The sequence below is a fragment of the Nocardia amamiensis genome, assembly GCF_015477605.1.
Classification (GTDB): domain Bacteria; phylum Actinomycetota; class Actinomycetes; order Mycobacteriales; family Mycobacteriaceae; genus Nocardia; species Nocardia amamiensis_A.
In genome coordinates this window covers 19,559-39,989 of the sequence record NZ_JADLQX010000026.1, presented here as the reverse complement: position 1 = coordinate 39,989, position 20,431 = coordinate 19,559, and the positions used below count along the sequence as shown (strand labels likewise).

Sequence of the window (20,431 nt, the reverse complement as noted above, 5' to 3'; positions counted from 1 at the left end):
TCCGGCCGGGAAAGCCACACTCCGGCCGGACGTCGGATGATCAGGCCATCTCGGGGACGCGCAGGTGCGCGAACGCCAGATCGAACTCCGCTACCTCGAGCACGTTGGCGCCGACTCGCTGGGTCGCCCCCGCCCTGATCCGGTTGGCCTGTTCCCGGTTGGCTTCCATCGCGTCGCGGCTGGACCAGACGGTCGCGCCTACTCCGCGACCGGTGGACCGGTCGACGAACAGGCTGGCGCTGCAGAATCCATCGATCATCTCGGTTTGCGGCAGCACTTCCATCTTGAAGGTGTCGATCATGCGGTCGAGCCGCTCCGGGTCGAGCTGAACCCACGTGCACCGAGCGCAGGCGCTGTCACCGGCCGGATGGTCGCGGTGCAGGGCCGCGATTTCCCATTCTTCGACCAGATCGACCCGACCGTCGAGCGCTCGGGCCATACCGTCGCGCAACGGTTGGACCCGCCCGCGGCTGCCGTGCATCGCGGCGTCGGATTCCCACGCGGTCGTGGCGATGCAGCGTCCCGTCGACCGATCGGCCAGCAGCGACAGGCCGACCCATCCGTCGATCTCGGGCAGTTTCGGCATCACTTCATCGCGGAGGTAGGTGATCCCGCCGTCGATCGACGACGGCTTGGCCGTAATTGTGCTGGAGCGTGCGTACACGGGCCACCTCCTGCCCTGGTCAGGGCGGCGCCCCGGTGGCGCCACCGGACATATTCACCTTCCTCCACCCTGCGCTTGCGCGCAATGCCCCGCTCGTGCGCGAATTCTTCGGCCGACCGAGGCACACGCGGAAATCTTTGTCGAGAATGCGTCCATTACAGAAAGCCGTCCGGATAGCCGCCCTCGAGTTCGACGCCCGTCACCGGACATACTGCCGCGTGCGATTATTCGACGTGGGAAGGATCGCAAGGCAATGTCCGATGCGGTGCGACGCCCCCTTACCGTGTCGGTGTTGTGGTGGTGGAGCGGGATTCGTGGTTCGGGTCGGCCAGGCGCACGAGGGCGTCGCGCAGGTCCTCGCGGGGACCGGACGCGGTGAGTTCGGCCAGCGCGATATCGGCGATGGCAGCGACGATCAGCGCGGCGACCGGTTCGGGCTCACTCCATCCGGCGGCAGCGAGATCCACGGTGATGAGCTGCGCGGCTTGCTGATTGCGGGCGGCGACCTGATCGCCGAGACCGGCCTCCGCGCGTGCCTGGATCAGCAGGGCCTTGGTTGCGGGCTGCGCCGAACATCCGTCGAGATAAGCGTGCATGCCCGCGGTGAGCCGCTCGATGCCCGGCGGCATGCCCGAGACCGTGTCGAGCACGTGGGCGAAGAGATCTTCGTGGAAGGCGTGGTGCAGTGCCCGGATGTAGTCGGTGCGGCTGGACCAATGCTGGTAGAAGCTGCCTTTGGCCATGTTGGCCCGCGCGACGATCGAATTCACCGACAGCTTGCCCAGATCGGCATCGCCCAGCAAGACGTGCCCGGCTTGCAGCAGCGCCTTGCGACCGGGTTCGGCCCGCCTCATGACCCCGCCACCGGTGTGAGCGGTCCGACGATCGGCGCGACCAAGGTGCAATCAGCGGGCTGTGCGTGCGCGGGATCGAGAGCGTTGCGGACTTCACGGACCGCAACCGGATCGGAGGTGAGCCCATAATGTTCGGTGTAGTCGGTGGCGCATACGTCCTGCAGGACGATGTTGCGAGCGTTCGGCCCTTCCAGGAGGCCGGTGGTGTAGGGCGTCGCGATTTCGTCGTAGCGGCTGACGATGCTGATGAACTGCACACCGGGCACCAGCCGGGCATCGGCTTTCAGCACCTGCAGGAACGAGGAATCCGGCGACATCTGGCACGGCCCGCAGTCCGCGATGGCTTCTACCGCGACCGGCAGCTCCCGCAGCGGCCGGGCCGCGGGGTCGGCACCGCTGAGCGTCGATCCATGATAAGGCGCGCCGAGCCCGATATGCCGGCCGACCTTCCCGGCGCCGTCGAGGTAGTGGAAGTAATAGAACGGCACCGCCGCACCCATCGAATGCCCGACGATGTCCACCTTCACCGCGCCGGTGGCGGCCAGGACACGGTCGATGAACCCGCCGATCTGGCGGGCACTGTCGGGAACCGGGGCCACCGCGCCCAGTGCCGGACCGAACGCTCCGGTGCCGTAAGTCGTTGTGAACACGCAAAAGCCGGTGCGCGCGAGCAGCGGCGACAACGTCTGCCAGCTCACCGTCTCGTTACCCAACCCGTGCAACAGCACCACCGGATTGGGATGCGCCGCATCTGGACGACAGTCCCAATCGTTGGCGCCTTCCGGCGGCGCACCTGGAGTCGCCATCTGGGCGGCCAACCCCGCCAGATAGCTGTACGGAACATCCGACGCCTCCTCCGCCGACGCCCAAGACGGCGCTCCCATCGCGCACACCACGGCGGTGGCGGTCGACGCGGCAATCCGAAGCAAGGTCCTCACCTGCGACTCCTCACACTAGCTCGCTATGACCGACCGGTCGGTCATAGCGTACTCGGGGCGGATGCCGGTGGGAAGGAGGAGATCCACTTCCGCTGTCGCGAGAAAATGCGGGCATGAATACAGCCGTGACGCCCGGCGTGGGTTTGGTGGTGTTGTGCACGGTCATGATCGCGGGGGCTGCGGTGGTGTACGGGGTTGCCGGGCTCGGGCCGGTGTCGGTGGCTCCGCGCGCGGCGGTGCGTGGCGCCGCCCAGCTCGCCGCGGTCGCACTGATCTTGGCCGCGGCGCTGACGCAGCTGTGGTCGTCGTTGCTGGTGCTGGCGGTCATGTTCGCCGCGGCCGCAGCGACCTCGGCGCGGCGTGCCGAGGCGGGCGGATCGGCGCTGTGGCTGACCGCGGCGCTCGGCGCCGGACTGGGCGTGGTACTGCCGATCCTGCTGCTCAGCGGCGTCGTGCCGTTTACCGGCGTCGCGCTGGTGCCGATCGGCGGGATCATCCTCGGCGGCACCATGACCGCGACATCCCTCGCGGCGCGGCGCGCCTTGGACGCGCTCGACCAGCGCTGGGGCGAAGTCGAAGCCGCCCTCGGTCTCGGTTTCAGCGACCGTGCCGCGCGTCTGGAGATCATCCGGCCCACGGCGACCGACGCCTTGCTGCCCGGCGTCGACCAGACCCGCACCGTCGGGCTGGTCACCCTACCCGGGGCATTCGTGGGCGTCCTGCTCGCCACCGGCTCCGCCGCGCAGGCCGCGGCCGTCCAGATCATGGTGCTGACCGGATTGCTCCTGGCCCAATCCTGCGCCGTCGCGGTCACCATCGAACTCGTCGCGCGAGGCAGTGTGCATCGGGCCGGCTACCCTGCTCGAGTTCCGCGGGGACTGGCGCTGAGATCGGGATGCCCAACGACGTCAGGTGACCGCGGAATATCGCGCATCTCGATTGGGTGCCGAAGGACCGGGTAGGTCCCAGACATGGAACTGTTGGTGATCCTAGGTCTCGCGGTGCTGGTCGGCGCGGTGATTCTGTCTCGCAAGAGGTCCGGCAAGCGACCTGACGCACCCGAAGTGCCCGGAAACGATGGCGAATAGGGAGCAGCGCATGAGTGCGATGGATCCCGATCCCGGGAGGACGCCGGATCTGGAACCTGGCGGCGGCGTACCGCCCGGCTCGACACCGCCGGATACTCCGCAGACGTCCGGTCTGTCGGCGCCGGAGCCCACGACCAGGCACCACTTCCCCATCACCGGGGTCTTGGCGATGGTCATCACGGTCGTGCTCGTCTTGGTTTTCCTGGCGGCGGCGGTCGCGATCGTCGTGTCGATGCTGTGATTCACGGCGAAACGGCCGGACGCTCACTGGAACGACCGGCCGCGTTTGGGCGCGCTCAGAGGATGGGCCTGCCGCCGGTGACGGCGATGCGGGCGCCGGAAATGTAGCTGCCGTCGTCGGAAGCCAGCAACACATATGTCCCGGCGAGTTCGGCCGGTTGACCGGCGCGCCCCAGCGGTGTGTCGTCCCCGAAATGGGTGACCTTCTCGACCGGCATGGTCGAGGGGATCAGCGGTGTCCAAATCGGTCCAGGAGCCACGCTGTTGACCCGGATGCCACGGTCCCCCAGCAACTGGGCGAGGCTGGCGGAGAAGTTCGCGATGGCCGCCTTGGTCGCCGCGTAAGGCGCCAAAGTCGGCGAGGGCATATCGGAGTTGACCGACGAGCTCCCGATGATCGAGGATCCGGGCGGCATGTGTGGCAGAGCCGCTTTCACAAGATAGAAATAGGCGTTGATGTTCAGTTTGACGGTGTGCTCGAATTCTTCGTCGCTGATCTCTTCCAGAGTGTCGTGCGTCATCTGAAAAGCAGCGTTGCTCACCAGAACGTCGATTTTGCCGAATTCGCGGACCGCCCGATCGATGACGGCGCGGCAGTGGTCGGCGTCGGCGAGGTCGCCGGGCACGAGCACCGCCTTCCGCCCGGCTTGCGTGACGAGATCGGCGACCTCTTTCGCGTCCTCGTCCTCGTTCAGATAGGAGATCAGCACGTCGGCGCCTTCGCGCGCATAGGCGATCGCCACCGCCCGGCCGATCCCGCTGTCGGCGCCGGTGATAACGGCGGCTTTGCCGGTCAATTTGCCGGATCCGCGGTAGCTGTCCTCACCACAGTCCGGAACCGGATTCATGCGGGTCTGCGTACCTGGTACTTCTTGCTGCTGCTCGGGAAATCCCATGGTCGAGCTCCTCTTCTGCGATTCTCGGATTGCGCGGGCGGCGGCGCGTCGTGCGGTTACAGGTCTTGTTTGCTCCGCCAGTCCCGCACCGCGTCACGGGCCCGGTCGAACAGCGCCAATGGCGGTCCCGCCAGCAGATTCGCGACCGCGGACTCCCCCGCGTGCGGGTGCGGGCGGGTGGGCGCGACGGCCTCGGCGGCTCGCACCGAACCGGCCATGCGCCGCAGCTGCGTGGACGAGTACTGAGCGCGCAGCAGGGTGAACTCCTCGGCCTCCTCGTGTGCGGCGTGCTCGGCCACGGCGTCGGCGAAGGCGGCGAGCTTGGCATCGAAGTCCGGGTGATCCACGCCGAGGTCGTAGAGTTCCGAGAGCGTGCGTTTGGCCTCGTTCTCCTCCGCAAGCCGCGGTTTCACCACCTCGTCGTCGGCTCCGAACCGGGCACGTCCGGCAACCGGGTGCACGACCTCCTCCTCGGCGCTTTCGTGCACCACCAGCAGCCGCACCAGGTCGGTGAACACGTCTTGTTTCGCTTCATGGCCCGCTCTCAACTGCGCGAACAGCGAGGTGATCTCCTCGTGCTGGGCGGTGAGCAGGTCGACGACATCCTGATCGGGCATCACTGCACTCGTTTCTGTCGTTACGGGATGAACTCCTGAGCTTTGGCTTTGGCGCCTTGGACCAGCAGGTGCCAGGCGTCGGGATCACCGCGCAGCACCGCTTCGGCGGTGTCCTTCATCTCGTCCCAGGTGGCATGCGGCGGGATGGGCGGCACCTCGGGATCGCAGTGGACGTCGAGCAGCACCGGGCTGTCGGCGTGCAGGGCGCAGTCCCACGCCGAGGCCAGGTCGTCGGGTGACCGCACAGTGATCCCGCTCAGTCCCGCGCTGCGGGCGATGTCGGCGTAGGAGACGTCGGGCAGTGTCTGCGATTCCTCGAATTTCGGTGCGCCACCCATGGCGCGCAACTCCCAGGTGACCTGGTTGAGGTCGTTGTTGTGGAAGACACAGACGACCAGTCGCTGATCCGCCCACCGCCGGCGGTAGCGGGCGATGGTGAGCAGTTCGGCCAAGCCGTTCATCTGCATCGCGCCGTCGCCGACCAACGCGATCACCGGGCGGTCCGGGTGGGCGAACTTCGCGCCGATGGCGTAGGGGACGCCGGGGCCCATGGTGGCCAGCGTGCCCGACAGCGAGCCGCGCATCTGTCCGCGGAAGCGCAGGCAGCGGGCATACCAGTTGGTGGAGGACCCGGAATCCGCCGTCACGATGGCGTTGTCGGGGATGCATTCGGACAGCTCCCAGACCACCCGCATCGGATTGACCGGCCTCGCCGCCAGCATGGATTGCCGTTCGACGGTCTGCCACCAGCGGGCCACGTTCTTCTCGATCGTCTCCCGCCATGCTCGGTCGTCCTTGCGTTTGACCAGCGGAAGCAGTTCGGCCAGAGTGGATTTGGCGTCGCCGACGAGATTCACCTCGGTCGGATAGCGCATCCCGATCATGGTGCCGTCGATATCGATCTGCACCGCACGCGCCTGCCCCGGTTCGGGCAGGAACTGGGAATAGGGGAAGTTCGATCCGACGATCAGCAGCGTGTCGCAGTCGCGCATCAACTCGTAACTGGGCCTGCTGCCCAGCAACCCGATCGGCCCGGTGACGAAGGGCAGGTCGTCGGATAGGACGTCCTTGCCCAGCAAAGCTTTCGCCACGCCCGCGCCGGTGCGCTCGGCGATCTCGACGACTTCCGCGGCGGCCGAGCGGGCGCCCTGACCGATCAGGATCGCCACCCGCGATCCGGCGTCGAGCAGGTCAGCGGCGCGCTGGATGTCCTCGTGCGCGGGGACGACAGCCGGCGAGGTCAGCCCCGGCGGGCTGGAGGGCACTTGTTTGAACGCGTGCTGCGGCGGCTGATACTGCTCCTCCTGCAGATCCGATGGCAGGATCACCGCCGTCGGGGCCCGGCGTGCGGCCGCGATACGGAACGCTCGGTCCAGCGCGTTGGGTAGCTGGCTCGCCACGTTGACCTCGACCAGGTAGTCGGAGGCGACGTCTTTGAACAGGTTCTGCAGGTCGACTTCCTGCTGGTAGCTGCCGCCCATCGCGCTGCGCGCGGTCTGCCCGACGATCGCGACCACCGGCACGTGGTCGAGTTTCGCGTCGTACAAACCATTGAGCAGATGGATCGCCCCCGGCCCGGATGTCGCGGTGCACACGCCGACCTTGCCGCTGAACTTGGCGTACCCGGTGGCTTGGAAGGCTGCCATCTCTTCGTGGCGGGCCTGGATGAACGCCGGGTCGTCGTCCGCGCGGCCGAATGCGGCGATCAGGCCGTTGATCCCGTCGCCGGGATAGCCGAAGACCTGCTCGACGCCCCACTCCCGCAGACGCCGCACGACATAGTCACCGACCTGTTGAGCCATGGGTTCCTCCTCCGGGTGGCGGTGGCGGGATTCCGTCGCCAGCCGGGTACCCGGGCGGTCACCGGCCAATCAGCGGGCGTACCGGCGCCGGACACGGCCCGTCTACTCGGCCAACGGTTCGGGGAGCAGCCGGGGCAGGATCGCGGCCGCGGCGGTGGCTGTCGCAGCGCAGGTTGTCGCGAGACCCCATCCGACCGGGCCCAGCGGACGGCATCCGAAGTAGGTGCACAATCCTGGAGTCATCACGACGGCGCCGAGCACCGCTCCGCTCGCCGCCGTGGTCAGCCAGACCAGCGGGCTGCGGTAGCCGGATACCAGCGTCTGCCCGAGCTGGGTGCCGATGAGTGCGACCAGGCCGATGGTGGCGGCGCGGCGTTGCGTGCCGGTCATCCGGCCCAGCGTCCAGGCGACGGATGCGCTGGTGGCCGTCGTGACGCCGCGGACGGCCAGGGTGCGCAGCAGATCCGGGCCCAGATGCGCGACCGGGAGCTCGGCGAGCTGCTCGGACGCCCGCCGCGCTCGAGCCTGCGGATCGTCCGCGTCCTCCGGATCGGCGGTGTCCCGATCGCGCGACAGCGCCAGCGCCATGGCCGGGAACATATCGGTGAGCATGTTCACCAGCAGGAATTGCCGGGTGCGCAGCGGGGCGTGGCCACTGACGGCGGTGCCGTACAGCGTGAAGGCCACCTCGCCCGCGTTGCCGCCGACCAGCACGCCGACCGCGTCGGTGACGCGCTGCCACATGCCGCGCCCTTCGATGAGGGCGTGCAGCAACGCCAGCGGGTCGGGGTGGGTGAGCACCATGTCGGCGGCGTTGCGGGCGGCCGCGGAACCCTGTGCGGCCAAACCGATTCCGACGTCGGCGGTGCGGATCGCGGCGGCGTCGTTGCTGCCGTCGCCGGTCATGCCGACGACATGGCCCGCCTTGCGCAGCGCGGCGATGATGCGCACCTTCTGTTCCGGGGCGACACGGGCGAAGACGGTTCCGCGTTCGATCAGCTCGGCCTGCCCGGTCTCGTCCAAGCCGTCCAGATCGGCGCCGGTGACCACCTCGCCCGCATCGATGCCCAGCTGCCGGGCCACCGCCGCCGCGGTCACCGGGTGGTCGCCGGTGATCATGCGGACGCTGATGTCGTTGTGCCGCAGCGCGGTGACGAGCGGAAAGGTCTGCGGGCGTGGGGTGTCGGCCAAGCCCAGGAAACCGAGCAGAGTGAGCCGTTCGACGGCGGCTTCGACGTCCTCGGGTGTGGTGTGCAGGTCGCGGCGCGCCACCACCAGCACGCGCAGGCCCTGCTCGGCGAGATCACGCACCGCCTGTTCGGCGTGCTCGTGGAAGCGGTCGTCCAAGGGGCTGTCGGTGCCGTCCAGCCGCACGCTGGTGCATCGGGACAGAACCACCTCGGGCGCGCCCTTCACGATCAGTCGCAATTTGCGCGAGGTGTGGCCGAGGGCGGCGGCGTAGCCGCGGTTGGACTCGAACGGGATCTCCTCGATCGGATCCCAGCGGTGGGCGTCCTCGCCGAGTACCTCCTCCGCGGTCTCGACCACCGCGCGGTCGGTGGCATGCAGGATCGGGCCTTCGGCGGGATCGGGGCAGGCGCGGGCCGCCGCACGCAGCAACGTGCGGGCGGCCTCGGAGTCCGCGTCCGGTGGCCACTGCTCGTCGAGGCCGGCCAGGGTGGTCAGGCGCAGTCGGCCCTCGGTGAGGGTGCCGGTCTTGTCGAAGCACAGTGTGTCCACCCGGCCCAGCGCCTCGACGGTCCGGCTGGCGCGGACCAGCACGCCGTGCCGGGAGAGCCTGCGAGCGGCCGCGAGCTGGGCCACCGTGGCCACCAGCGGCAGCCCCTCGGGCACCGCGGCGACCGCGACGGCCACGCCGTCGGCGATCGCGGTCCGCAGCGACCTGCCGCGCAGCATGCCCAACCCGGTCACGATGCCGCCGCCGGTCAAGGTCAGCGGTAGCGCGCGGTCGGTCAACCGGCGCAATTGCGCTTGCACGCCGCCCTTTTCGGGTGGGATGGCACCGGCGGTGGCGCGTCCGGCCTGGGTGTCGGCGCCGACCGCGACGACCACCGCGCGACCCGTTCCGTTGACCACGGTGCTGCCTTCGAAGACCATGCACGCGCGATCGCCCACCGCCGCGCCGGGCGTCGCGGCGACCTGCTTTTCGACGGTCACCGACTCGCCGGTGAGGCCGGATTCGTCCATCTCCAAGTCGTCGGCGTGCAGCAGGCGTGCGTCGGCGGGCACCACGTCCCCTGCCCGCAACACGATCACGTCGCCGAGGCTGAGCAGGTTCGCGGGCAGACGGCGTTCCCGCGGCTCATCGGCGTCCAGTTCGGCGCGATCGATCACGCGGCCGGTGAGCTGCTCGCTCTCGAACAGCTGGTGCAGCGCACCCTCCGCGCGCTGGCGCTGCCACGCCGACACGAGCGCGTTCACCGCGAGCACCGACGACAGGAGCACCGCGTCCGACGGCGAGCCGAGTACCGCGGTGGCAACGGCGCCGACCCCGAGAATCGGGGTGAGCGGATCGGCCAGCTCGCGGCGCAGCTGCCGCGCGAACGACGCCGCCGATGCGACGACGGTCATGCCAGGGATGCGGGCCGCTCGGCTCGGCTCGGTGCGCTCCTGCACCGAAACGGGCTCTGGCAACCGGCTGAGTACCTCGCCGTGTTCGAGCGCGTGCCAGGGCAAAAGGGGGGCCAGCGCGGCGGGTGGCTCGGCCCGCGCCGCGCGCCACCCGCTGTAGGCGCCGGTGAAGAATCCCGTGTAGTGCGCGGCGGCCATCGGCGAAGCGGTACCGCGCGCGTCCGGGGCGACGGCGAGCAGCAGGCCGCCCAAGGCGGCCGCCGACAAAGCCAGCGAGCGGCCGCGTTCGCTCACCTGACGAGCCGGAGCGACGGTGGCCAGGATCCGGTCCACCTGCGCGAGGTCGCGGCAGACCACGTCCGCGGTCCACGGCAGCCGAACCACACCGTCTTCCCGCCCCGCCAACCCGATCGCCACGTCGGCCGTCGCCAGTGCCTTGTGCGCGCGCGAACTCAGCACGGCGACCACGTGCCCGTCCTGCTGCAGATCACCCACCAGCTTGCTCAGCGAGCGGGCGGGGTCGAAGAAGTCGTCGGACATCGACCGCAACTCGGCGGCGTCGGCGTCGGCGACCAGGATCACGCGCAAACCCGCACTGCGGGCTCGGCCGAGTACCGCGTGCGCGCGGCGATCGAGTTCGCGTCCGATCAGGACCCGGCCCACCGTCCTGCCGTTGTCCTGGAGTTCCCGCCATACCGGGCGGCGCGCGACACCGCGATCCGGCTTCCCGGTTCCGGCGTGCACCAGTCGTTGCCCCTCGCCCGGCGGTCGATGCTCCGTGTCCGCCGACCGTGTGCCGCCGGCCGAGCTTTCCTCGGTGTCCTCGGCCCAGAGCAAACGCTGACTCGCGCTCCAGACCTCGGCTATCGACCATCGCTCGTCGGTGGCCTCGGCGTCGAGCACCATGCGGCGCGAGGTCAGCAGCGCCTGCCCGTCCACGACCAGCGCGGACAATCGGTCCAGCCGCCGCCAGGCCCCGGGGTGGAGGGTGAGCGCGCCCGCCCGGCCGAGAAGTGTGGAAACCATGGCGCCGTATGCCTCGCGGCTGGCCCGCGCCGCCTTCGGAGCACCGAGTTCCAGCGCGTCGGCCGCGCCGAGCAGGCCACGCCCGCCCAGGACGGCGCTGACCGCACCCGCGACCGCACCCGCGGCGGTTTCGTCGGCGACTCGTTCGATCGGTCCCCGCGGCATCTCGACTACCCGGGAAGGCGGCGGCAGCGGATCGCACACCTCGGCGGGGCGGCGGTCGACCTCGGGCTCCCAGCGCTGCCATTGCGCATACCTGGTCAGCGCCTCGGCCAGGGTGAAGCCGCGGTACACGGCGTCCACTGCGAGATTCGCGATGCCCTCGGCGGCGCGGTTGCCCAGCGCATTGCCGACGGCGTTGGCCGCGACCAGCACCATGTCCGTGCGCGGGCGGCCGAGGCGATCCTCCAGCAGTCCGCGCAGCCGGGGCTGGGTGTCGACGAGCACGGACCCCGCGCGCAACAGCCGGGCCGGTGCGCGCAGCGGCAACACCGCACCCGCCGCCGACAGTCCGATCGCGCACACGTCGCCCGCGAACTGAATTCCCGCCGCCAGCAGCGGTTCCCGATCGTCGGGGTATTCGCAGTGGCGGCCCCAGCCGATGTCCTCGACCGCCGTGTCGGCCTCGGCCGACTCGATGGCAGCGACGAGGGCGGGCAGGTCCGCCGCGCCGTGGGCGAGGGCGGCGACCACACGTCCGGTCACCGCGTTCACCCGCCACCAGCGCACATCGCGGCTGCGATCGAGGGTGCGCCGCAGTGCCTGCGCGACGGCCTCGCTCTGGCCGGAGTCCAGGCCGCGAACCTCGACGGTGGCGCGGTCGTCGTGCACCGCCACCCGGCGCCGGGACCGCAGCGCGTGCGGGTCGACCAAGGCCGCGAGCTCGTCGCGCAGTTCCTCCTCGCGTCCCAGATTCAGCAGTGACGCGCCCGCCCTGGCGCCCGCGGCGACCGCCTGCGCGGGCGCCTGCGCCACCTTGACACCCAGATCGACAGCCATCTCCACGCCGGCGCGTGCCGCCTCCGCCGCCACGGCGGTCGGCGCCTCGAGCCACCACGACGACACGACTCCGCGTAGTGAAACAGTCATACTCGGCAGCTACCCAAGGTCGGAACCGACAAACGGCCTCGATCGCGGTGGAAACCACTGTGATCGAGGCCGGTGCGGGTTGTGCGGTCAGCTCGTGGCAGTCGGATCCAGGACGATCTTCACCGCTCCGTCCGACTTGTGCTGGAAGATGTCATACGCCTGCGCGGCATTCGACAGCGGAAGCCGATGGGTGGCAAAGGTTTCCACGCCCAGTGGATCGCCGTTCTGCAGCAGCGGCATGATGTCGTCGACCCATCGCCGGACGTTGGCCTGTCCCATGCGCACCTGGATCTGCTTGTCGAACAGCACCCGCATCGGCAGCGGGTCGAGCATGCCGCCGTAGACGCCGCTCACCGAGATCGTGCCCCCGCGGCGGACGATGTCGATCGCGGAGTTGAGCGCCGCGAGCCGGTCGACGCCTGCGGTGTCCATCACCCGCTGCGCGACGATATCCGGCAGGAACGCCGCCGACCGCTGGGCGGCCGACGCGAACGGCGACCCGTGGGCCTCCATGCCGACCGCATCGATCACCGAGTCGGTGCCGCGACCATCGGTCCAGCCCCGGATGATGTCGCCGATCGGCTCGTCCACGGCGTCCAGATCGATGACCTCGACGCCACGCTCGGCCACCCTGGCGAGGCGTTCGGGCACCCGGTCGACCCCGATCACACGCAATCCGCGCTGCGCGGCGATGCGGCAGGCCATGTCCCCGATCGGGCCGAGGCCCAGTACCGTCACCGAGCCGCCGTCGGGGACCGCGGCGTATTCCACCGCCTGCCAGGCGGTCGGCAGCACGTCGGACAAGTAGAGGAATCGAGCGTCGTCCGGGCCGTCGGGCACCGTGATGTGGGTGGCGTCGGCGTAGGGCACGCGCAGAAACTCGGCCTGACCGCCGGGTACCTGCCCGTAGAGCTTGGAATAGCCGAATAGGGCTGCGCCGCAGCCGTATTTGCGGACCTGCGTGGTCTCGCACTGACTGGTCAGGCCGGTCCGGCACATGTAGCAGTCTCCGCAGGTGATCTGGAACGGGATCACGACACGGTCGCCGCGCTTCAGGTCGGTGACGTCGGAACCGGTCTCCACGACCCGGCCCATCGCTTCGTGGCCCAGCACGTCGCCGCTGCTCATGTAGGCGCCCATCACCTCGTACAGATGCAGATCGGATCCGCAGATGCCGCTGGAGGTGACTTCGATGATCGCGTCCGTCGGCGCCTCGATCCGCGGATCGGGCACCGTTTCCACGGCGACTTTGCGTCGTCCTTGCCATGTCACTGCCTTCATCCGCGCTCCTCCGGTCGGGGGTCGGTATCTTCCCGGACCTACCCGCGCGCCCGCGCGCGAAACGACCAGTCCAGGGTGCCGCGACAGTTTCGGGTCGGCGGGGCAGCCGACGTGTGCCGCCACCGATTCCGGGTAGCCGGTAGCCGTGGATCATTCACGAGCTCCACTGCTGGAAGCGCTGGCCGACTATCACCGGTTGGGCCGGTACGGGTTCACGCCACCCGGACACCGGCAAGGACGCGGCACCGACGCACGCGTCCTGGAGGTGATCGGACGGGACGCCTTCGGATCCGACGTGCTGGCCAACGCCGGTCTCGACGACCGCTTGTCCCGCCACGGCTACCTCGCGCGGGCCGAGGCGCTGATGGCCGACGCGGTACGGGCCGAAACGGCGTTCTTCTCCACCTGCGGCAGTTCGCTGTCGGTCAAGGCGGCGATGATGGCGGTCGCGGGCGGCCACGACGGCGGCCTCCTCGTGCCGCGGGACAGTCACAAATCCATCGTCGCGGGACTCATCTTCTCCGGTGTGCAACCGCACTGGATCACCCCCCGATGGGATGCCGAGCAGCACTTCTCGCATCCGCCGTCGCCGCAGCAGGTGCGCAATGCGTGGGAGGAACACCCCGACGCCGCGGGCGCGCTGATCGTGACTCCGAGCCCGTATGGCACCTGCGCGGATATCGCGGCCATCGCCGACCTCTGCCATGAACGCGGTAAGCCACTGATCGTCGACGAGGCATGGGGCGCGCATCTGCCGTTCCACGAGGACCTGCCGACCTGGGCGATGGACGCCGGCGCGGATGTCTGCGTGGTCAGCGTGCATAAGATGGGCGCCGGATTCGAACAGGGCTCGGTGTTCCACCTCCAAGGCGACCTCGTCGATCCGATCCGGCTCAGCGAATGCGCCGACCTGCTGATGACCACCAGCCCGAACGTGCTGATCTACGCGGCGATGGACGGCTGGCGCAGGCAGATGGTCGAACACGGGCACGAGTTGCTCGGCGAAGCCCTGCGGGTCGCCGAGCACGCCAGGCGGCAGCTGGAGGAGATCCCCGGAATCGCGGTGCTCGACGACGAGCTGCTCGGTGTCGAAGCTTCCCATGATCTCGATCGCCTGCAGGTCCTGATGGACCTGGCCGGCACCGGGGCCAGCGGCTATCAGGCGGCGGACTGGCTGCGGCAACACCGCCGCCTCGACATGGGCCTCGCCGATCACCGCCGGTTGCTCGCCACGCTGTCGCTCGGCGACGACAAAGGCACCATCGACACCTTGGTCGACGGAATCAGGGCTTGGCGAGAACAGTTGACCGAGCCCACGCCTGCGCGCATCGCATTGCCTTCCCCCGCAGATCTGCAATTGGAGAGTGCGATGCTGCCGCGCGACGCGTTCTTCGGGCCCGTCGAGACGGTGCCCGCCGACAACGCGGTGGGCCGGATCGCGGCCGAGCAGCTGACGCCGTACCCGCCGGGCGTTCCGGTGGTTGTTCCCGGCGAGGTGATCGACCGCGCCGTCGTCGACTATCTGCGCACCGGACTGGACGCGGGGATGAACGTGCCGGACGCCGCCGATGCGCGGTTGCGCACGATTCGTGTCGTTGCCCGCGCGTGATCCGAATCAGCTCTGTTCTCAGGAGGTTCCGCCATGGCCGATCCGGTCGCCGTCGCACTCGTGTGCACGTTGAAGAAGTCCCCCGCCGAATCCAGCAGCGACCTGATCGCCCGGCAAGTGCTCGACGCGCTGGCCGAGCACGGCGTGCGGGGCACGGTACTGCGCGTGGTGGATCACGATGTGCTTCCCGGAATCCGTGCCGACGAGGGACCCGGCGACCAGTGGCCGCAGATCCGTGAGCGCGTCGCCGCGGCCGACATCCTGCTGGTCTCGACGCCGACCTGGCTGGGGCACATGTCCTCGGTGGCGCAGCGCGTGCTGGAGCGGTTGGACGCCGAGTTGTCCGAGACCGATGAGCAGGGCAGGCCCGCGATGACCGGCAAGGTCGGCACGGTCGCGGTGGTCGGCAACGAGGACGGCGCGCACAAGATCGTCGCCGACCTGTATCAGGGGCTCAACGACATCGGATTCACCATCCCGGCGCAGGGCTGCACCTACTGGAACGACCAAGCCATGGGTGGCACCGACTACCGAGAACTCGACTCGGTGCCCAAGGCGGTGGCCTCGGCGACCGCGACGCTGGCCAGGAACGCTGCCCACCTGGCCCGGGTTCTGCGTGCGCAGCAGTATCCGCCCGCCGACTGAAACACTCCAGCCGGCGGGTGCCAGGCGCGCGATCGCCCGGTTCAGGCCAGGACCGCGTCGACGGCCTTCTTCAGCGCCGAGGGCTGCGCGGGCGAGGTCGGCGCCTTCTTCCTGAGTTCTTGCATCCGCGCCCCGAGTTCCTGTAGTTGCTTGCGCCCCAGACGCTCTCGCACCGTCGGGAACCACTCGTTCTCTTCCTCATCGATGTGGTGGTCGACATTCTCGATCAGGACGGTGGCTTTCGCGGTGAAATGCTCGTCTTCGGGCTTCATCGTCGCGAGTTCCGCCGCGAGCAGGTCGGCGACATGATGCTCCTCGAACGACTGGAGGATGTCTTCTTCCAGTTCCGGGACGAGTTTGCGGACCTCGGGGTACATGCACTCGTTCTCCAGATACGTGTGCACCGTGAGTGCCTCGATGATCTTGTCCACCACACGCCCCTTGGCGGCCTCGGAACCGGTCTTCCCGAACTCGCGGAAAAGCTTGCGAATCGCCTTGTGATCGTCGCGCAACAGCACGATCGCGTCGGTGCTCATCGTCTTTCTCCTTGCGTGGGGATGATTTCCGGGTTGGCTTCTGCGACATTCCCGCCGCCGCGGCGGCGAAACGCGCCCGAGTCCTACGGTTGTCGCCCGGTCGGGTCGTATCGTGCGCTGGACCCCGCCGCGGCAGGGACGGCAATGGCACACTCCGAGGAGTGCGTACACGAACTGGCTCAACTCGCGCGACAGACCGGGATCACCGTGGCCGAACTCCGTTGCGGCGGGGCGTTACCGGGGTCGGGGACCGGATCCGCAGTCCGGTCACGACGGACGGCAGTGCTTGCGATGGCTGGTGTCGCAGAACGGATAATTCTTCGAACGCCGGCACAGGCACAGCGCGACCGCGAACCGGTCGGAGCGGATCGTTCGACCGTCCGCGGTGACCACTTCGACCGGACCCTCGATCAACGCGGGGCCGTCGGCGGTGAGCGTCACCCGCCGCCGCTCATGGTCGGATTCGATCGGCACGGATCACCACCAGATCTTCCATTCTCTGGCCGGGCTCGATCAGCCCGGCCGAGGCCAGCCAGTCCGCGCGGCGGCGCAGGACAGGACCGAAGGGCACGGTCGCCCGGGCCACGATGGCGGCCTTCAACTCGTTCTCGCGCAACTGGGCGAGCGTCGCATCCGGGTCACACAGCACCGAATGCACGATCAGCGCCATGCCGCGCGGTTTCAGCAGCGCAGGCAACGCCGTGCACAGCTGGTCGAGCACGGCCCGGCCCCGGGCCCCGGCGTTCCACGCCCGCGCCGAGCCGCGGTAGGCGGCGTTTTCGGGAGCGGGCACATAGGGCGGGTTGGCCACCACCAGATCGAAACTGCGCCGACCGAGTACCGCGGCGAAATCACCGCGCAGCACCTCGACGTCGATCCCGCGGACGCGGCAGTTCAACCACGCCGACACCACCGCGGCACGGGAGACGTCCACCGCCGTCACCGTCGCCGCTCCCGCCCGCGCGGCCGCGACGGCCAAAGCCCCGGTACCGGTGCACACGTCCAACGCCTCCGCACCGCGCGGGACACCCGCCTCGGAGAGCGCACGGACCAGCAGCCACGTGTCCAGCTGCGGCCGATAGACCCCAGGGGGCCGGAACAACATCACAGTCGACGGATAGCCCGGATCAGGCCGGCTAATCCCGGGAGCCGCGCGGCTCACCCTCGATATTCCGCAACGAGGTGCGGCTCGCGCGCCAGGAGTCCAGAACGTGGTCGGCGAAGCGGTCCTCGAGCAGATTCGTCGCCTGGATACCGAACACCACCGACTCGGTCAGACCGGGCTCGTCCGCGAGCAGGCTGCCGATCACGCCGGTGCGCATGACCTGCTCGTGCACGGCGTCGGCTTCCACATGCTCGCGATAGAACAGCACGCACGCCGGGTCGGCGTCCAGGCGCCGCAACGCCTCCACCATGTACTGCGCCCCCGGCGGCGAGGTGATCTCCACAGTGGCGAAGTGACCGACCAACGCGCCACGCAGCGATCGATGCAGACCGAACAGCGACATCATGTTCACCAGAGCGAGCATCGGGGCCGGCACCACGTCCAGGTAGTGCAGATATCCGGGGTTCAAGCCTGCGCCGTCCAGCAGATCGGCGTACAGCCGCGCGTGCACGCGTTCGCCGCGCCCGCCGCCGAACTCGTCGAATTCGACCGCCACCAGCGATGCCTTGGCTTGGCCGCGCAATCGCGGGATCACCCACGCGTACGGATCGGCTTCCTTGTGGTGATAGATCGAGCGGTGCACGAAGTACTCGCGCATCTGCCACCAATCGCCTTCATCGCGCAGGAAGCGGGTGGGTCCGGCGGGGTCGGCCGGTGTCACGAGCAGGTGATCGAGTTCCGCGTCGAGATCCGCCCCGCCGGGCACATCGTCCTTCAGCGTGCGCTGGAACCGCTGTTCCATCGCGGCGCGCAAACCCAGCAGGCCCGTGTCCCACTCCCACCCTGGATCCACCGCCGTGAAGCCGTGATAGTGCAGCTCGTAACAGGTGTGCAGGGCCAGGTGCAGGTCCTCGCCGTACGGGTCCGCCGAACCCAGCCGGGGCACCGACCGGCCCGGTGTCCCGCGCAGCAACTCCACGACCGCGTGCGACAACTCGCCGCGCGGCCGGGGCAGTTCCTGCGACGGGGCATCCGTGGTGACCGTCATGGTGGTCGCGTACCCCGGTTCGGCGCAGCTACGCGTTGGCCTTTTTGTAGGCCTCGACCACTTCGGCGGCTATCCGACCGCGGGCCGACACATCAATGCCGTTTTTGCGCGCCCATTCCCGGATGACCGTGGCCTGTTCCCGATCGGTTGCCGACCGTGGCGTACCCCCGCGGCCGCGGCGCGCACGACCCACCTTGCGCGCGTATGGGACCCACTGCTCGAAGAATTCGCGCAACTGACCGGCATTGTCGCCCGACAAGTCCATCTCGTAGGCCACGCCATCCAAGGCGAAAGACACCGTTTCCTCGGCCTGAGACTTGCCGTCGTAGTCATCGACCAGTGTCACGACGACCTTGCGTGCCATAGAGATAATCCCTTCACGGTTACCGAGCGCGTGTAGTCGAAAATAATCGTAGCCAGTAGATAACAGATCAGTTCCGGCCCCGGAACAGCGGGGTCCCCCGCCACGGTGAGGGACACATCGAAGCCGATAGTTCCTCGTCATGGCCGTCGAGCCTCCTCATATTGCACGCCTACCCCGCACGGCCGCAAAACAGCCCCGTTCGCAGTGCAGCTCCGGTTACCCGCTCAGGGTCATTGGCCGGCAAAGCCTCTGCGGTTCGGACGCCCCGAGGTGAAAACGGCCGTGCCCGCATTCACACGGTCAAGCCGATAGGTCCGCCGACTCGGCTCGGGCCATTTTCACCAGTGCCCCGTGCAGCGCCTTCGCCAGCTCGCCTGCGCGCTCCCCGCGCAACACCACCTCGGTGAAGCCCTCGACCAGCGCCCGGCCCGGGTCCAGCAGACCCTGGCCACCGCCACCCCCGCGCAGCGACTCGGCGACCAGTGCCCGCATAGCCTCTTGACGAGCCCGGAAGCCGCCCGCGATATCGAGCGCACCGGCGAATTCACGCACGACCGCCACGTATATCGGCCGCTCGGCGGACCGACGTCTGAGTCCTCGGCGCCGCCCTTCCTTCGGGACCGATCCTGCCGGCGGGACCAAGGAGGATCTGTCGAGCACGATCCACAGTGCCGGTTCCCCCGGTGGCTCGGTTTGCGAGGGTTGATTCCGCACCGAGCGAGGGTCCGCCTCATCGCGTCGTTCGGCGATCTCGATGCCGCGTAACGGAATCGGGTACTTCACGAGCAATTCGTCCAGAGCGGAGGCGACCTCGCGAACAGCCTGCGCCTCGATACTCGCCGTCTCGAACCCGATGACCTCCAGGCCGTGCCGGGTCGCCATTTCCTGGGCAACCCGCACAGCCTCCGACTCGGAATCGGTGCTGGGCGGTGAAACGGACGCCGACTCCACAACCGTGCTGGGCGGTGGAACAGATGCCGACTCCACAGCAATGCTCGGCCGCGAAACAGACCCCGACCCCACCACAGCGCCAGGCCCGGAAACAGAACCCGAATCGACAACACTGGCTGGCGGCAAATCCGACCCCGACCCGGCAACGACGCCGGGCTGTGGAACAGATCCCCCCTCCACAACCGCGCTCGGCCGCGAAACAAGGCCCGACCCCACCACAGCGCCAGGCCCGGAAACGGACCCTGAATCGACAAGACTGCCGGGCGGCAGAACCAACGCTGCCTCCACAACCATGCCAGGTGGTGGAACAGACGCCGACTCCACAGCAATGTTCGGCCGCGAAACAGGTCCCGACTCGACATCGACGCTGCGCTGTGGAACAGATCCCGACTCCACAAACGCGCTCGGCCGCGAAACAGACGCCGACTCCACAACCGTGCCAGGCAGCGGAACAGACCCCAACTCCACAGCAGGGCTCGGCGGCGAAACAGGTTCCGACCCCACCACAGCGCCAGGCCCGGAAACAGAACCCGAACCCACAACACTGCCCGGCGGCAAATCCGACCCCGACCCGACAACGACGCCGGGCTGTGGAACAGATCCCGACCCCACAACCGTGCGCGGCCGCGAAACAGACGCCGACTCCACAGCCTTGCCAGGCAGCGGAACAGACCCCAACTCCACAGCAGGGCTCGGCGGCGAAACAGGTTCCGACCCCACCACGGCGCTAGGCCGGGAAACAGGCCCTGAATCGACAACGCTGCTGGGCGGCAGAACCGACCCCGGCTCGACTACGGCACTGGGCTGTGGGACAGACCCCGGCCCCAGAACCGTGCTGGGCCGCGAAGCAGGCCCCGAGTCCGCGGGCTGAGGTTCGGGCTGTGGACCGGCAGCGATCGGCGGAACCGCGGTGGAAGGACTGAAATCGGGTATATGGGGCGCGGATACTCGCACCGGTGTGCTGGGTGCCGATGGGCGCGGCCTGATGGTGCGCTGTGACCAGGGCGTGTCCGCCGGTCTTCGAGACCATGGGGTGGACGTCCCCCTTTGGACGGAGACCGAGCGCTGTTCTGACACGGTGTGCGG

General features: G+C 68.9%; 18 protein-coding genes. 4 read left to right on the top strand and 14 right to left on the bottom strand.

Annotated elements, in window-relative coordinates; translation table 11 throughout:
• Window positions 1-40 precede the first annotated feature (40 nt).
• The 3 genes from IU459_RS28090 to IU459_RS28080 form a co-directional block, all read right to left on the bottom strand.
• Window positions 41-664 (bottom strand): hypothetical protein, encoded by a 624-nt coding sequence (locus IU459_RS28090; protein WP_195132593.1) that lies wholly within the window; start codon window positions 662-664, stop codon window positions 41-43.
• A 278-nt stretch (window positions 665-942) separates the two neighbouring features.
• Window positions 943-1,518, bottom strand: a complete 576-nt coding sequence (locus tag IU459_RS28085; RefSeq protein ID WP_195132592.1) for a TetR/AcrR family transcriptional regulator — start codon at window positions 1,516-1,518, stop codon at window positions 943-945.
• Complete coding sequence (locus IU459_RS28080; RefSeq protein WP_324199060.1) at window positions 1,515-2,456, bottom strand: esterase/lipase family protein; 942 nt, start codon at window positions 2,454-2,456, stop codon at window positions 1,515-1,517. Before IU459_RS28080 ends, IU459_RS28085 begins: the two co-directional genes overlap by 4 nt.
• A gap of 113 nt (window positions 2,457-2,569) precedes the next feature.
• On the opposite strand from IU459_RS28080, the gene IU459_RS28075 reads away from it, so the two are divergent.
• Window positions 2,570-3,418 carry an ABC transporter permease gene (locus tag IU459_RS28075; RefSeq protein ID WP_195132591.1) on the top strand — a complete coding sequence of 283 codons (849 nt, stop codon included), beginning with the start codon at window positions 2,570-2,572 and terminating at the stop codon, window positions 3,416-3,418.
• A gap of 136 nt (window positions 3,419-3,554) precedes the next feature.
• Window positions 3,555-3,785: a DUF6480 family protein gene (locus IU459_RS28070; protein ID WP_195132590.1), complete on the top strand. Its 231-nt coding sequence runs from the start codon at window positions 3,555-3,557 to the stop codon at window positions 3,783-3,785.
• A gap of 55 nt (window positions 3,786-3,840) precedes the next feature.
• Here the strand turns inward: IU459_RS28070 and IU459_RS28065 are convergent, their stop codons facing one another.
• The 5 genes from IU459_RS28065 to IU459_RS28045 form a co-directional block, all read right to left on the bottom strand.
• On the bottom strand, window positions 3,841-4,680 hold the full coding sequence (locus IU459_RS28065; protein ID WP_195132589.1) for an SDR family oxidoreductase: 840 nt from the start codon (window positions 4,678-4,680) through the stop codon (window positions 3,841-3,843).
• Between the two features lie 56 nt (window positions 4,681-4,736).
• Complete coding sequence (locus IU459_RS28060) at window positions 4,737-5,297, bottom strand: hemerythrin domain-containing protein (RefSeq protein WP_195132588.1); 561 nt, start codon at window positions 5,295-5,297, stop codon at window positions 4,737-4,739.
• 20 nt (window positions 5,298-5,317) lie between these two features.
• Complete coding sequence (locus tag IU459_RS28055) at window positions 5,318-7,099, bottom strand: thiamine pyrophosphate-requiring protein (protein WP_195132587.1); 1,782 nt, start codon at window positions 7,097-7,099, stop codon at window positions 5,318-5,320.
• Between the two features lie 102 nt (window positions 7,100-7,201).
• Window positions 7,202-11,806: a cation-translocating P-type ATPase gene (locus tag IU459_RS28050; RefSeq protein WP_195132586.1), complete on the bottom strand. Its 4,605-nt coding sequence runs from the start codon at window positions 11,804-11,806 to the stop codon at window positions 7,202-7,204.
• A gap of 87 nt (window positions 11,807-11,893) precedes the next feature.
• Window positions 11,894-13,087, bottom strand: a complete 1,194-nt coding sequence (locus tag IU459_RS28045; protein WP_195132585.1) for an alcohol dehydrogenase catalytic domain-containing protein — start codon at window positions 13,085-13,087, stop codon at window positions 11,894-11,896.
• A gap of 145 nt (window positions 13,088-13,232) precedes the next feature.
• Here IU459_RS28045 and IU459_RS28040 point away from each other — a divergent pair, with 145 nt between their 5' ends.
• Both IU459_RS28040 and IU459_RS28035 read left to right on the top strand, forming a co-directional pair.
• A complete protein-coding gene (locus IU459_RS28040; protein ID WP_195132584.1) occupies window positions 13,233-14,696 on the top strand; it encodes an aminotransferase class I/II-fold pyridoxal phosphate-dependent enzyme in 1,464 nt (487 codons plus the stop codon).
• Window positions 14,697-14,729: 33 nt separating this feature from the next.
• Window positions 14,730-15,341, top strand: coding sequence for a flavodoxin family protein (locus IU459_RS28035; RefSeq protein ID WP_195132583.1), 612 nt, complete (start codon window positions 14,730-14,732; stop codon window positions 15,339-15,341).
• Window positions 15,342-15,382: 41 nt separating this feature from the next.
• On the opposite strand, the gene IU459_RS28030 is transcribed toward IU459_RS28035, so the two are convergent.
• The 6 genes from IU459_RS28030 to IU459_RS28005 all read right to left on the bottom strand — a co-directional run bounded on the left by IU459_RS28030 (window position 15,383) and on the right by IU459_RS28005 (window position 19,276).
• Window positions 15,383-15,877 (bottom strand): hemerythrin domain-containing protein, encoded by a 495-nt coding sequence (locus tag IU459_RS28030; RefSeq protein ID WP_195132582.1) that lies wholly within the window; start codon window positions 15,875-15,877, stop codon window positions 15,383-15,385.
• A 267-nt stretch (window positions 15,878-16,144) separates the two neighbouring features.
• Window positions 16,145-16,351 (bottom strand): CDGSH iron-sulfur domain-containing protein, encoded by a 207-nt coding sequence (locus IU459_RS28025; RefSeq protein WP_067474437.1) that lies wholly within the window; start codon window positions 16,349-16,351, stop codon window positions 16,145-16,147.
• A complete protein-coding gene (locus IU459_RS28020; RefSeq protein ID WP_195132633.1) occupies window positions 16,329-16,982 on the bottom strand; it encodes a HemK2/MTQ2 family protein methyltransferase in 654 nt (217 codons plus the stop codon). The genes IU459_RS28025 and IU459_RS28020 overlap by 23 nt, the downstream gene beginning before the upstream one ends.
• A gap of 31 nt (window positions 16,983-17,013) precedes the next feature.
• The gene (locus tag IU459_RS28015; protein WP_195132581.1) at window positions 17,014-18,030 is read right to left on the bottom strand and encodes an iron-containing redox enzyme family protein; all 1,017 of its coding nucleotides are present in this window, start codon (window positions 18,028-18,030) and stop codon (window positions 17,014-17,016) included.
• 28 nt (window positions 18,031-18,058) lie between these two features.
• Complete coding sequence (locus tag IU459_RS28010) at window positions 18,059-18,394, bottom strand: histone-like nucleoid-structuring protein Lsr2 (RefSeq protein WP_195132580.1); 336 nt, start codon at window positions 18,392-18,394, stop codon at window positions 18,059-18,061.
• A gap of 300 nt (window positions 18,395-18,694) precedes the next feature.
• Window positions 18,695-19,276: a hypothetical protein gene (locus IU459_RS28005; RefSeq protein ID WP_195132579.1), complete on the bottom strand. Its 582-nt coding sequence runs from the start codon at window positions 19,274-19,276 to the stop codon at window positions 18,695-18,697.
• Between the last annotated feature and the right edge of the window lie 1,155 nt (window positions 19,277-20,431).